At 36.5% G+C, this 14,492-nt stretch carries 10 protein-coding genes, 3 tRNA genes and 1 pseudogene; 9 read left to right on the top strand and 5 right to left on the bottom strand.

The features are described from left to right. Positions 1–67: 67 nt before the first annotated feature. From trxA to BBH99_RS17355, 4 genes are all read left to right on the top strand, one after another. Positions 68–385, top strand: coding sequence for a thioredoxin (trxA, locus tag BBH99_RS17370; protein WP_027374941.1), 318 nt, complete (start codon positions 68–70; stop codon positions 383–385). A gap of 131 nt (positions 386–516) precedes the next feature. Beyond that, positions 517–590 (top strand) — tRNA-Asp (locus tag BBH99_RS17365). Positions 591–620: 30 nt separating this feature from the next. After that, positions 621–694: transfer RNA gene (locus BBH99_RS17360), tRNA-Asp, on the top strand. 33 nt (positions 695–727) lie between these two features. Then, positions 728–801 (top strand) — tRNA-Asp (locus tag BBH99_RS17355). A gap of 200 nt (positions 802–1,001) precedes the next feature. Here BBH99_RS17355 and BBH99_RS17350 read toward each other — a convergent pair. From BBH99_RS17350 to BBH99_RS17340, 3 genes are all read right to left on the bottom strand, one after another. Next, positions 1,002–1,751: a carbonic anhydrase family protein gene (locus tag BBH99_RS17350; RefSeq protein ID WP_123873207.1), complete on the bottom strand. Its 750-nt coding sequence runs from the start codon at positions 1,749–1,751 to the stop codon at positions 1,002–1,004. A 58-nt stretch (positions 1,752–1,809) separates the two neighbouring features. Further along, positions 1,810–3,354 (bottom strand): M20/M25/M40 family metallo-hydrolase, encoded by a 1,545-nt coding sequence (locus BBH99_RS17345; RefSeq protein WP_066698750.1) that lies wholly within the window; start codon positions 3,352–3,354, stop codon positions 1,810–1,812. A 262-nt stretch (positions 3,355–3,616) separates the two neighbouring features. Next, positions 3,617–5,161, bottom strand: coding sequence for an AraC family transcriptional regulator (locus tag BBH99_RS17340; protein ID WP_066698626.1), 1,545 nt, complete (start codon positions 5,159–5,161; stop codon positions 3,617–3,619). A 241-nt stretch (positions 5,162–5,402) separates the two neighbouring features. On the opposite strand from BBH99_RS17340, the gene BBH99_RS17335 reads away from it, so the two are divergent. The 5 genes and pseudogenes from BBH99_RS17335 to BBH99_RS17315 all read left to right on the top strand — a co-directional run. Further along, the gene (locus tag BBH99_RS17335; RefSeq protein ID WP_066698623.1) at positions 5,403–6,851 is read left to right on the top strand and encodes a tetratricopeptide repeat protein; all 1,449 of its coding nucleotides are present in this window, start codon (positions 5,403–5,405) and stop codon (positions 6,849–6,851) included. Positions 6,852–6,930: 79 nt separating this feature from the next. After that, positions 6,931–8,373 carry an autotransporter outer membrane beta-barrel domain-containing protein gene (locus BBH99_RS17330; protein ID WP_066698618.1) on the top strand — a complete coding sequence of 481 codons (1,443 nt, stop codon included), beginning with the start codon at positions 6,931–6,933 and terminating at the stop codon, positions 8,371–8,373. A 145-nt stretch (positions 8,374–8,518) separates the two neighbouring features. Continuing rightward, positions 8,519–8,941 carry a transposase gene (locus BBH99_RS17325; RefSeq protein WP_066698748.1) on the top strand — a complete coding sequence of 141 codons (423 nt, stop codon included), beginning with the start codon at positions 8,519–8,521 and terminating at the stop codon, positions 8,939–8,941. Beyond that, complete coding sequence (locus BBH99_RS17320) at positions 8,911–9,243, top strand: transposase (RefSeq protein ID WP_066698616.1); 333 nt, start codon at positions 8,911–8,913, stop codon at positions 9,241–9,243. Before BBH99_RS17325 ends, BBH99_RS17320 begins: the two co-directional genes overlap by 31 nt. 327 nt (positions 9,244–9,570) lie before the next feature. Continuing rightward, positions 9,571–10,302 (top strand): annotated as a pseudogene (locus BBH99_RS17315) (amidohydrolase family protein); the annotation flags it as partial. Between the two features lie 54 nt (positions 10,303–10,356). On the opposite strand, the gene BBH99_RS17310 reads toward BBH99_RS17315, so the two are convergent. Together BBH99_RS17310 and BBH99_RS17305 are read right to left on the bottom strand one after the other, a co-directional pair. Next, positions 10,357–11,538 (bottom strand): phosphatidylinositol-specific phospholipase C domain-containing protein, encoded by a 1,182-nt coding sequence (locus BBH99_RS17310; protein ID WP_066698605.1) that lies wholly within the window; start codon positions 11,536–11,538, stop codon positions 10,357–10,359. 19 nt (positions 11,539–11,557) lie between these two features. Next, positions 11,558–14,404 carry a TonB-dependent receptor gene (locus BBH99_RS17305; protein ID WP_066698603.1) on the bottom strand — a complete coding sequence of 949 codons (2,847 nt, stop codon included), beginning with the start codon at positions 14,402–14,404 and terminating at the stop codon, positions 11,558–11,560. Positions 14,405–14,492: the final 88 nt, after the last annotated feature.

Here is a 14,492-nt window from a genome sequence, read left to right as displayed (position 1 = left end):
CGTAATTTTGAACACTCAATAGATTTGAAACAATAAAATAATATTAATTAAAATAAAAGAAACAAAAATGGCTTTAGAAATTACAGACAGCTCATTCCAGGATACGGTTTTAAAATCAGATAAACCAGTTTTAGTTGACTTCTGGGCAGTATGGTGTGGACCTTGCAGAACATTGGGACCAATTATTGAAGAAGTAGCTTCAGATTTTGAAGGGAAAGCAGTAGTAGGAAAGGTAGATGTTGACAATAACCAGGAGATTTCAATGCAGTATGGTATTAGAAATATCCCTACAGTTCTTATCTTTAAGAACGGAGAAGTAGTAGACAAATTAGTAGGTGTAGCTCCGAAAGAGGTAATCGCTGAAAAATTAAGCGCACACTTATAAAAAAATAAGTTTGATAATGAATGCCTTCCACGATTGGGAGGCTTTTTTTTTGAAAATAATTTGCAGGTAATAAAAAAAGGTGTAATTTTGCAACCACGAAAAAGAAACGAAGTTCTTTCACACAAAACAATGATCCGGTAGTTCAGCTGGTTAGAATGCCGCCCTGTCACGGCGGAGGTCGCGGGTTCGAGTCCCGTCCGGATCGCAGAAGTTTTTCAATTACTTTAAAAAAATTGATCCGGTAGTTCAGCTGGTTAGAATGCCGCCCTGTCACGGCGGAGGTCGCGGGTTCGAGTCCCGTCCGGATCGCAGAAGTTTTCTCAATTTCTTTTAAAAAAAATTGATCCGGTAGTTCAGCTGGTTAGAATGCCGCCCTGTCACGGCGGAGGTCGCGGGTTCGAGTCCCGTCCGGATCGCAAAAAGTCTTCTAGAAATAGAAGACTTTTTTGTTTATATCTTTCTGAAAAATTGATAATAGTTTATAAGCTTTATCGCAATCTAATTTTTATTCTTTAATCCGGATAATACAGAATTAAATCTAACAGATTTTTTAAACATTTTAGATTATAGAATTTACCATTGAATGTTTTTTTGAATAAATCCAGGTTTTCTGTTTCTAGTCTGAAAGGAATTCTACATTTCCTGTTTCCATATGATACTCTGCGCCTACTATTTTTATCTTTCCTTTGCTTTCCATTTCTTTTAATAATGGACTGTTATTTCTTATATTGGAAATAGTATGCAGAACATTAGCCTTTGTAACAGCTTCCAGATAACCAGGATTTACAGAACTCTTTTCACCTTTAAAATCGTTTGTTTTTTCTATTGCAGGTTTTATTTTAGATAAGAGGGCCGTTATATTTCCTAATTCTACATTATCAATAGCCGATTTTATAGCCCCGCAGTGTTCATGTCCTAACACAAGAATAACTTTTGCCCCCGACACTTTACAGGCAAACTCCAGGCTTCCGAGAATATCCTCGTTACTGATATTACCGGCAACTCTGGCTACAAAAAGATCTCCAATACCCGAATGAAAAATATCCTCTACGGGTACCCTGGAATCCAGGCAGGATAGGATCACGGCTCCGGGGAACTGGCCTAAAGAACTTTTTCTGATTCTTTTCGATGTATTACGGATGGTTAGATTATCATTGGAGAATTCCTTATTTCTTGCTTTCAAAATTTCTAAAACAGTATCCGGAGTTAGTTTCGACTGCTTTTTCTCAGTTAAGAACTGCTTGTCAATAATCTCTTTTTTAGAAATGTTTTGCTGCTCTTCTTCATTTTTTTTAGTACAGGTAATCATCGTTGTACTGATTACAATGACGATGAGTCCCTTCATTAAATCATTATGTGTTTTCATGTTTTATGATTTTTAATTGATCTTAATGGAAAATTGTAGGTGATCATTTTTCAATTATTTATTTGCCGCCATCTTTATCATAATTCTGCATAATAAACTCAAAATAACGGATCATTTTCGTATAATTTTCAATACTGATGTATTCATTGATACTATGCATGCTTTGCTGTTCAGAATTATTAATTTTAATAGGCATAAATCGATAGACATTATTGCTTAGGGCTTGATATTTAATGGCATCTGTACCCCCAACTGTTAAATAAGGTGTTATAAGCAGATTGGGATAGATTCTGTTAAGTGATGTTTCCATAATTTTATATCCCTTGGTATCTGATGGTGAAACGATAGATGCTTCCCGGGAATTGTCTACTTCACTTATTTCGATATCATATCCCTGTGCCAGTTTTGCTACATGTTCTTTAACTTCCTGAATTGTATTTCCAGGCAGCAATCTAAAGTTAGCAACAAACTCGACTTCTGAAGACAGGACATTAGGAGCGTCACTTCCTTTCATCATTGTTAATGCTGTTGTTGTACGAATCAGAGCATTGGTAGTATGATTTTTTGAAAGTTGGGATATCAGAAGTGGCTGTAGTAACCAGTCATTGGCAATGGCCAGCCTGGAAGGAAAAGACATGGAACCTCCTACATTTTTGAAAAAATCTTGTATCAAAGGTGTAATTGTAGGTTTCATCGGGTTTTGTTCCAATTTTTGCATAATAGCTGCAGCCTTTCCAACAGCAGTTTCCGATGGAGGCATAGAAGAATGTCCGCCTAAACCTTTCACTTTAATTTTCAGTGATAAAAAGCCTTTTTCGGCGCATCCAATCAGTGCAACATTGGCATCAATCCCTTCAACACTTCCTTTACTGAGAATAAATCCTCCCTCATCATAAATTGCATCAAACCGTAGCCTTTGCCGGCCGAAATAATCTGCTATTCTGGCCGCTCCAAGTTCACCGCCCACTTCTTCGTCAAAACCAAATGCCAGATAGATATCCCGTTTGGGCTGATATCCGCTTTTCATGGTGTTCTGTAGTGCTTCCATCAATGCAAATAGCATACTTTTCATATCCATAGTTCCTCTGCCATATATTCTTCCATTGACAACAGCTCCTGAAAATGGCCCATAATCCCATTCCTTAGCAATTTTGCTTACAGGTGGAATAGGTTTGTCTTTTGGCTGGAACAGATCTGTTTCAGTATTTTTAATTCCAGCACCGCCCGGAGGTACAACATCTAGGTGGGATAAGAAAAGTAAAGGTTGTAGATTAGGATCCGTACCCTTCAGTTTAAATACGAGGGCATGGCCGTTAATCGTGTAACTTTCTGCATGTTGATAGATAAAAGGGTAATTCTTTTTAATGTATTCATTAAATGTATCAAAAGGGACATCATTAAATTTCAAAGAATCTCCTGAAGAAATAGTAGGAATTTTTAGGCCTCCGGAAAGTCTGGATATAGAAGAGTCATTAATTGTTATTTGGGCAGGGGTGCCAGTTGCGGCGGCTATTTTTTTAAAAGGAAAGGTAAAAGTACGCGCTAAAAGCAGCCCAATAAGAAGTAATAAAATAGCAAAAACTGGAAGGAAAATTTTTTTCATAAGTAGAATTGGTGATTGATGTTTTTTATCATTAAAAAAGAAAATTATATTGTCTGCAGAACATTGCAGTGATGCAGGTTTCATATTGATAATAAAATGATCTGTAGTAAAACGAAAAGCTGCAGCAACCTTATCAGCTGTAATTTTCTGATTAAAAATAAACCGGAAACCAAATGAAAACAAAATAGTATACCTCTGAGATTATTAAAATCAGAGGTGCTTTTGAATAGTGTTATGGTAATGTAATCAGTAAGTTAAACTTCTATTTAGACTGGTTTTCCTGAGCTCTTTGTTTTAGAAAAGCAGAAGGTGTCATACCTGTATATTCTTTGAAAATTGATACAAAGCTGCTGTAAGGAACCCCACATTCTTCAGCCAGATAAGTTATTTTGTAGGTGTGATATTTAGAATCAGTATGTATTTTATTGATAATGTACTTTATCTTTAATCCATTAATATAAGAATTGAAATTTTTATTTTTATGTCTGTTAATGATCTCGGATAAATAGGTAGTATTCGTTTCCAGCTGAGAGGCCAGTGAGGCTATTGTAAGGTTCTTACTGATAATTCTTTTTGAATTTTCAAACTCCGAAAGCTTTATAAGTAACTCTTTTTCTTTTTCTTCCGTAATAGAGGAAGACCTTATAAACTCAGGATTGCTTTTCTTCAGATTGTTTTCCTTGTCCATGCTTTCCTTAATTTCCAGGTAAAGTTTTTTATTTTTTTGAGCTTTTTGCCCGGAAATTAAAATCATAATGCCGGAAGTGAATACTATCACGATAAGAGCAGCGATAAGAATTCTTTTTCTTTTTTCCTGATCATCAATAATATGCAGCATTTCTTTTTTAGAACCTGTAAAAGCGAAGGAAGTGGCGCCGTTAAGCTCATTATCTCTTTGTTTTTGTATATTCTCCAATAGATTGTAATACTTTTCCGAGTTAAGATGATCGCCCTGTTTATTATAGCTTTTAGCTAATAATTCATAGATAATTCCCTTAAGTCCAAAACCATCAAAAAAGATTACTTTATCGGCCTTTCCCACAGAATCTATTGCTGATTTGTAATTCCCTTCAGTATAATATAGTTCTCCATAACTTTTTAAAAGATAAACCTGTAAGACCTTATCTTTTACCGGATAAATAATATCCCGCGCTTTATCATAACAGATCCGGGTAGAGTCATTTTTTTTTAATTCTATATAACTTCTGCCCATTGCCATATAATTGTTGGCCAGTATATAATCGAATTTCGGAACTAATTTGTATTGATCAGGCAGGTGTTGGAGGAGATTAATGGATTTGCGGTAATACGTTAAGGATGACTGATCATTTTCTTTTGAATATTCTATATTTCCTATTTCATATGCTGTTGCTGCAACGAGAAAAGCCGTTTCATCTTGATGGGTATCAATCTTTGTTAGGAGTTTCAGGGTTTGATTATAATAATCCAGAGCCTGATCATTTAGGCATAGCTGTCGGTAATTCTGGGCAATAAGTGATAAAGACAAAGCCAGATATTCGGGACTCTTTATTTTATCAGACAGTTCTTTGGCCTTCATTGCTGAATTTAAGGCATCTGAGGTTTGCCCCATAATAAGATAGGCATTATTCATCAAATGATAAGCTCTTATTTTCTGCTGGTCAGTAGTATTTTTGTTCTGAATAATATTGTTTGCATTGTATATTGCTTTTTGAGGACCTTGAACCTGATCCTTTGCAACCCCCGCATCTAAAATAAGGTCTGTTTCATTTTGGGAGAAAAATAGTAATGAACTGAGAATAAAATACATTGTTAAATATTTTTTCATTTGTGCTGTGTTTTACTATTAAATTTATCATTTTTTTTCAGATAGAAATATTAATATTATTTCATACAGTAAAAAAATGATGATATTTATGTATTCTAAAGGCACAGCTCTCTTATTGGTCTGATGATTCTGAACGAAAATGGATTTGAAATTAACAGAATAAGCTTGATTTTTTTAGTTACTTATATCTAATATAAAAAAAAGTTTTTTTTTCATTTTTATTTATTATTTTTAGAGAAGGATGAAAAAAAAGAAATTACTAAATTTTGTATTGGTTTTATTTCCAATAATTGCTTTCCCTCAGAACTTTCAAAAGCAGAAAATTGATAATCTGTTAAGTCAGATTAATGATAAATCAAATTATGTAAGGTTGAGTGAAGGAGAAAAAATGCTCCTGACCACGCAGCTTTATGATCTTTCAAAAGAGGCTGGTTATAAAAAAGGAATACTCATTTCAAGGATAAAACAGATTCAGGTTTACATAGCAAAAGCGGATACCAATTCAGCATTAAAGCTAATTGCAGAAACACTTCCCCTGGCCAAAGAACTAAATGATAATAACAATTATGCTTTTCTGATTGAGGTAAAAGCCAGGGCGTTAACGTTTTCAAAGGATTTTGACGAAGCACGTGGGAATTTTTCTGCAGCACTTCAAAGATCAGATTTTATAAAATCCAATGACACCCTCCATTTCAGAAAGGTTTCAATCTATACAGGATTGTTAGATTATGCTCTGTATGCTTATCAGGCTTTTGATAAGAAAGCATACAAAGATTCTATTATCTATTTTGGAAATAAAGCCTATCAGGAATCCCAAAAAATACAGGCCGAGTCTTTTGATAAATATGTATGTATAGGACAGGCTGCACAGTGTCTTGGCAGCGCATATGTTTCATTGGGAGAACTGGAAAAAGGTGAAAGGTTGCTGGATGAAGCAGAAACAGCACTTAAGAAATCCTACTATCCACTAAACATTGCTGCTCTTTACGCTTTCCGGGGTGATTATGAATTCAAAAAAAATAATTATGACAAAGCGTTGGAATATTTCAATAAAGCGCTGGAAATAGGAAAAAAACAGAATCTTCCAATGGTTGGGATCAATGTGTACCCAATATTAATAGAATATTATAAAAAGCAGGGGAACACTGAAAAACAACTTTATTACACTGAAAAAAACAGTGCACTCAAGGATAGTCTGGCAACAATTAATCAATACGCATTAATTACACAGAAGAGAATTGATAAGAAACCTGAAACTCTTTCCCGGAATTCAGAATGGAAATGGTTTATTGCAGGTAGCTTGATTATTCTTTTAGGAGTTGCAGTAAGTTTTTATTTTATGCAAAAAAGGAAAAGACTATCAGACAGATCCCATTTTACAGGAAACAGAGGATTGGAATCTGAAGAATTGACTATGTTATTGGATCTCGCAAAAAATAATGATAAACAATTCTTTATTGTATTTCAGCAGACTTTTCCTGAACTGTATCACAGATTACTTGAATTTCCTGAACTTACCCCTTCAGATCTGGAGTTATGTGCTTTCCTGAAATTAAATCTTCAGACAAAAGAAATCGCTACTTATAAAAAAACAACTGTAGGAGCTGTTGATAATCGCAAATACAGGTTAAGAAAAAAACTTAATCTTACAGAAAAAATAAATTTATATAAATGGATTGATACACTGTAATCCTGTTACTATAAACAGATGTGAGATTTTGTGAGATGTAGTATTAGATACTGAAAGACCAATAATTTCATATCGATAAATGCAGTTATTTAGATTTGCTGAAATATTTGAAACCATGAAGGCAAAATCTATATTTACAGCATTAGTTTTAGGCTCTGTTTCGATGATAAACGGGCAAGTTGGAATTAATACTCAAAGTCCTAATGCAACTCTGGACGTTGTAGGAAAGCCCATAGATGCCACATCTTTGGATGGAATTATTGCACCAAGAATTTCAGGTGATAATTTAAGTTTGAAAACCTATACATCTTCCCAAACCGGAGCACTGGTATATGTTACTTCTGCTGCCGGAACTCCTTCGGGACAGACTGTGGATGTCACTACAGTCGGATACTATTACTTTAATGGAGATCCTACGATTAATAAATGGATAAAAATAACTACCGGTTCCGGTGCAGTATCAAGCGGTTGGGCTTTGACAGGAAATTCAGGGACTGTCTCCGGAACCCATTTTTTAGGAACAACTGATGATCAAGATTTAATTTTTAAAAGAAATAGTATCCAGGGAGGATGGCTGGGGAATCCATCAGTATCTGTGTCAAAATTTGGGAATACAGCTTTTGGTACAGGTGCGCTTCCTTTTTCGTCTGTTACAGGAACACAAAATACAGCATTCGGAATGAATGCAGGTTCAGGTATTACCACGGGAAGCAATAATATTGTTATTGGTGCTGGTACCCAGGCGGTATCCAATACTTCCAATAATCAATTAAATATTGGAAATGCGATATTTGGTACAGGACTGTCCGGTACTTTAGCTGCTCCTGCCGGATATATAGGAATAGGAACTAATAATCCCAACAGAAAACTGGAAGTTAATGCAGCTGATACTTCCAACAGTCCCGCTCCGATCAGAGTAACCAATCTGGCAACCCTTCCTGACGGTACATCCACTTATGGGCTGGTAATTAATCCTGCAACCGGAGATGTATATGCTAATAATATACAGTCTGTTGCCGGACAGATTATCAGATTGGGAATCAACGCAACGTCGTACAACTCGGAATCAGGATTAAGATTTAATTTAAATTCAAATGATACTCAAATGGGAACTGCACCTAATCTGGCGCCCAACTACATCAATAAAATCATTGGTTCTACTATTTCTACAGGAGTTGCTGTTCCTGCGGGTACGGGGGCTCCGGCAAGAACAACAGACCGGATTTTATTGCCAATCGGGGTATATAGAGTAACTGTAAGATTAGTGTATAGTGGTATTGGTTCTACATTTTTTATAAAATCGATTGTTAATGGCAGTGAATATTCTTTGATACGGGTTACAGGTTCATCAAGTGTGACTACAGCCCTTTATGAGGATTTTATCAATATTACGGATACAGCTCAATATCTTGATTTTACAATAGCTCCGGAGAGTTTTGGGACTTTGACTGTAATAGACAGAGTTGCTGCTGGAACAGGTCAGTCATACCGAAGTGTTATCCTTGTAGAACGTTTGCGATAATTAAAGGATATACAAACGTTTATACCTTTCAGAATTGTAAAGTAAACTGGTATAATAAACTTTGTTAGGTCTGGTTTAACAGGCAGGGAAGCCTGTTCTATTTGTAGCAATCTTATCATTGTTGAATAAAATAATTACTGATACCATGAATTTTAAAGAAATACATATCGGACGGCTTATAAAAAACAGAGTTGCAGAGTATGAAATTCCAATGTCTCGAATATGTAACTTTATGAAATGTACAGAGCAGGAAATAACAGACATATACCTGGAGAAAAATATTTCCACAGAGGTCCTTTTAAAATGGTGTAAGTTACTTGAGTATGATTTTTTCAGACTTTATTCTCAACATTTAATTTTATATGCACCAGCGGGATTTAAAAAAACTGGCAGTACAAACGCAACCCTTCCGCGATTCCGGAAAAATATATATACGAAAGACATTATCAGTTTTATTTTGAAACAGGTTGAGTCGGGAGTAATGAGTAAAAGTCAGGTTATTAATGAATATAAAATACCTAAAACCACACTCTACAAATGGATAATGAAATACAAAGAAGAAAAATAATACCCGATTATGAGCGTATTTATTCTGATATTATCAATCAGCAATATCCTGACAAAGTCTCAGAGTACAGGGATTTACTGAGTAAAGATAATATGTCTTCGTTATATATTCTGGAACTTGATACAAAGATTTTTGGTAACTCCGATAAAGTCAGCAGAAAGCATCGTTCCTATACTAAAAAAGATATATTGGAGATACTTGATTATCAGAAAAAACACAAACTAAATAATATTCAGTTGGCCAATCACTTTAATTTAAGCCGCAATTCTATTGCAAAATGGAAGAAGATGTTTCTTGTTTAATGGAAAATATAAAGGCTCTTTAAAAGAGGTGCTAAGGCAACAATTGGAAAAAGATCAGACAATTTGTTTGGTTTAAGCCATTTTGAGCTTGTCCGGAAGATTTTAAAGTAAAAAATTAAGATTTTTCATTGATATATTCAGAAAAATATTTTCAGACTTTTGGTTTAAGCTCAGAATGGTATATTGTAGCATTTCCCTTTATTACAGATTTAAAGCCTATTCTGGCAAACTATCCTTTAAAAGATTGAAAGAAATATGATAATCACTTAAGATCGGAGATGTTAAAATCACAATAGATGGCTCACCTCAGGGTAAACAGCCTGTTTTAACGATCCTTATCTTACCGGAAGTCCTAGCAATAAAGATGACAAAAATTGGAGAGGGGAACTTATCTTTTCACAAGCTGAACTCAATGCTATGGTTGCAATGGTATATGGGATGAATGTCCCTTTGAATCTGCATGCCAATGGTGATGCTGCAATTGATGCTTTCCTGAAGGTTCACGAGACTGTAGCCAAACATGATCTTGGTAAAGAAAGAAATATTACAATGATCCACTCTCAGTTTGTGAGAAACGATCAGTTACAGAAATACCCGAAATATAAAATCCTGCCATCATTCTATACCCTGCATACTTATTATTTTGCTGATGCACATGTTGCTAACAGAGGTCAGAAGCAAGCTGAATATATGAGCCCGATGAAGGATGCTATAGGACTGGGATTGAAACCAACCAATCATACAGATTTTATTGTTTTACCGCTCAATCAGATGATGGTGCTTTGGTCTTCGGTGAATAGGATTCCGTATGGTAAAGATAAGCCTATAGGACCGGATCAGCGTATTACTCCTTATCAGGGACTTCAGGCTCTGACGATACATCCGGCGATTCAGTATATGGAAGAGAAATCTAAAGGAACTTTAGAGCCAAATAAACTTACAGATTTGGTTATACTGGATAAGAATCCACTGAAAGAAGATCCTATGAAAATTAAAGATATAAAAGTACTTCAAACCATTAAGGAAGAAAAAGTGATCTACGATAAAAATAAAGTGTAAAAGATCAGCATATTGTAAAAACCCGGTTCTGTTTCCAGAACCGGGTTTTAAAATTTATTTACATGAAGTATTAACAGGATTATTAAGATAACCTTTTCCTTGAGGCGGCTGTACGAAGTAAGGGGTTCCGTAAGTGTTTCCCGGGCGGAAAAAATCAGTGGAAATAACCTGCGCGCCACTACTGAAAGCTGCTTTGGAACGGGTAGGATCATTAACTTTGGCTTCATAAGTTTCAATGTCTGATCTTGTTCTTACGATATACCCCTGTTTTACCAGATCCTGAATTTCTTTTTGCCTTACAATCGCATTATCCCTTAGAATGAATCCCGCAAAAGAATCATCAGATTCACTGTTCAGAAACATTATTCTTTCTCTGAGGGAGTTATTGATAAGATAAGGATTGTTTTTAGAAGATAGAGTTCCTGCACTTCCGGGTAACAGCATAAAGATAAACTTTCCTTTGCTGTCATTTAGTGTTGGCCAGTTATTGTGGGTTACAGCTTCTTTTAATGTGCTGTATTTCCCCTGAACTTCTTCTGGAGTAATGATCTTATCTTTTCCTAAATACTTTACGATTTCCGCATCCAAGTCATCATAAGCTTTTTTATCGAAGGGTAACACTTTGGTGCTGTTTTCAACAATTGGAAATCCAGAGTCTTTGGCTTCGATCATCATAAAGATCGGAGTATGATCAGGATGTTGATCCGACCATGTTTTAAGGGAAGTAAGGGCATCTTTCAAAGTAGGATAATGCGTTCTGAAATCAATATCAGCCATATGTAATACTTTAAATCCGGGCTGGTCTAATCCTTTGGTATTAAAAGGAGCCAGATCTGTTATACCTTTCGCTTTTAAAATTTCGTACGTGGCAGGACGGCTGAATCTGCTGCCTTCCGGATCATAATAAACATCTATTTCCAGGCCTCGAAGATTGGCGTTAAGCTGTTCCGTAAAATCAGGGTGGTTATAGCTTAATCCTTCTTTTAAATCCATACCATTAGGGTGATATTCTTTGAATTTGGCTTTCTGTTCTTCGGACATCATACTGTCGTATTTCTGCATCATTCCTTTAATAATGGGAGTTACCATATCCAATACTTTAGGATCTACCGGCTGAGCGTATGAATTATGGGTGCCTACAATCTGCAGCTGATTGATCTTTGGATTCTGACACTGATTCTGTGCCTGTACTAATGCTGTCATACAAAATGCAGCCCCGTATATATACTTTTTCATTGATGAATAAATTTTTTAATTAAAAGTTGTAAGTGAATCCCGCCTGTCCGCGCATCCCTGAGTAGGAAATGTTTTCAACACGGTCTTTTGCGCCCATATAGTAGCGGTTGGGTTCATTAAAAATGTTGTTAAGTTCTAAAAACAGCCGTACTTTCTTTGAAATACTGTAAGAAGTAGATAGATCCACCGTAAAGTTTTTATCGAAATACTGATAGTGATCTGCCCCGGCAGCGGCTCTGATCTCGCTTACATAGTTTCCTTTGTAGTTCCCGGCAACACGAAGCATCAGTTTACTGGTTTCATAAAACAGGATCGTATTGAAAATATGTTTGGCCTGATTAGGAATGGTAGTAGGCATAGTTCCTGTCTGTTTGCCATTTTCATAGACGGGCATATTCATTTTGGAAGAGATGTAGGTATAGTTTCCTTCAAAGCCTAAGTTTTTCAAAAATCCGGGCAGGTTTTCAAAACGCTTGGAAATTCCAAACTCAAAACCAAATAATTTTGCTCCTTCCAGGTTTTTAGGAGCCGTGAAGGTGTAGGTTCTGCCTCCGATATCTTTTACTGACTGATCTTTATAAATCAGATTGGTGATATCTTTATAGAATACTCCTGCTGTAATCAGATCCAGCTTTCCGAAGTAGTTCTCAAACATCAGGTCAAAGTTGTTGGAAAATGTAGGATCCAGTTTCGTATTTCCCTGCGTAATGGTGTTGGTGATATCATTTACGATTGTTCCAGGATTCAGGTCATTGAAATCCGGTCTTGCAAAAGAACGGGTGTAAGCCAGCCTCAGAATACGGTCATTGCTGATATTCCATTTCAAATTAACCATAGGAAGTATAACATTATAGGTTTTTCTGTCTTTAATGTCTTCTGTTTTACTATCCTTATCTGAAATTACTTTTTTACCCCAGAAGGTAATGTCATTGTATTCATTTCTGAAACCACCCAATACCTGAAGCTGATCAGTCACTTTCCAGGTTCCCATCATATAAGCTGCCCATACATTTTCAGTACCGCGGTAAGAACTGGTGATATTGGAACTGCTGTCTTTGCCGCTTACCTGCATCAGGCCTAAATTATTCTGTGTAGCCGGATTGTACATCTGATCGATCTGCCCGTTGGTAATCTGATCAATGATCGCTGAGTTATATGGATTTCCAAGTGGATTCATAAAGCCCCCTCTGTAAGGGAATGCTTCACGTTCAAGCTGGTTCAGATAGGTAACCGGTGCTCCGGGAACTCCAAGAGAAGATTTAGGCATCCATACGAGTACAGAACTGTCTACATTTTTGTTCTTATTGTTGTATTTTGTCCCGAATTTAAGTTCAAAACTATCGGATACTTTATATTTTAAATCCAGTTGACCTCTTAGATCTGTTTCAGTGTTGTGATTCTGGCTGAGGATGATTTGGTTTAATTTTAATTGATCTGCTGCTATTGCCTGCTGGTGATAAGGAAGGGTATAACTTCCGGTATCCCCAATGCCGTCCGGAGCATCCATTGCCATATATTTTCGGCCATCAGCAGATAGGTTTCCGTAGGTCATGGGCTGTACAAAATTGACTATAGGATAACCTCTTTCATTTTGATCAAGATTTTTAGGAGAATCAAATTTAAATTCTGAACGGGCTTTGGATGCTGACCAGTTTACTTCCAGACGTTGTCCCACCTGATGACTTCCACCCAGCTGCATCGAATACATATCTGTAAGATAATCTGCATGACGGGCCTGAAGCGTTACATTTTTATTGTCAAAATTAAAATAGGTTTCCTTTACGGATTGTCCATCCTTGTACTGGCTGTATAACCCTTTAAAATATAGTTTATTCCTGCTGTTGATCTCATAATCCAATCCTAAATTAAACCCAAGGGTTCTTCGGTTGGCCAGATAATCACGAAGCTGCAGCTGATTGATAGAGTAGGAGGCTGTCTTATCCTTCATTCCATAGTTGAAAATATTTCTCATTTGATCTATGGCTGTAGAGCGCTCCCAGATTACAGCAGAAGAGATGAATTTCAGTTTATCGGTGATTTTGTTTCCGTAGACAATAGAAGAATTATACGTTGGAGATTTCGACATATTAACATATCCGGAAGACATACTGATGGCTAAAGTTTCTTTATTGGGAGAGGTTTTGGTAATGAAATCTACATTTCCGCCAATAGCATCCCCATCCAGATCCGGAGTTAAGGCTTTAGATAAACGGACATTCTGAATAAGTTCGGAAGGGAAAATATCCATCTGAACTCCACGGTTGGCATTATCACCACTAGCACTAGGCATTCTGTTGCCATTTAAAGTAGAAGCAGTCCATTGTATAGGAGTTCCTCGTACAGCCACAAAACGCCCTTCACCCATGTCGCGTTCAATAGAAACTCCCTGCATTCTCTGTACAGCATCTGCCGCATTACGGTCCGGAAGTTTTCCAATGGCATCTGCAGAGAGTACTTCCGTGATGGTGTTGGAGTTTTTCTTCATGGTAATAGCTCTGGCCTGTGAGGCTTTGTAGACGCTGGTTACCACCACTTCCTGAATACTGTTCTCCTTCAGTTTAGCCCCGAATTTCACCAATCCAAGATCAACTTCCTTTTTGTCCGTTACGTTGAAAGGGATGTAAACCGTGTCGTAGCCTTTATATTCTACAACAAGTTTGTAACTTCCATCATAAACATTATTCAGAACAAAGGATCCGTCAGTGTTGGAGGTGATCTTCTGCCCGTTGTTTTCAATATATACCAGGGCATTAGGTAGGTTTCCCTGGCTGTCTACCACAGTTCCGTGAACTGAGGTCTGTGCAAAGGCCAAAGGGCCTAAAAGAAAAAATGCTGCTTTTGTTAGAAAAAGACTTTCTCGTGACATCTTAGTGAAATTTTCTGCAAAGATGTCAGGTCATCAAAAAGTTTTAGTTCATTTAAATTTCAGACTACTGATTCTGTTGAGTTCGAGG

Source organism: Chryseobacterium contaminans (assembly GCF_001684955.1).
Taxonomy (GTDB): domain Bacteria; phylum Bacteroidota; class Bacteroidia; order Flavobacteriales; family Weeksellaceae; genus Chryseobacterium; species Chryseobacterium contaminans.
Note: the sequence above shows the minus strand (reverse complement) of the source record. Positions and strands in the feature narration are given on the sequence as shown.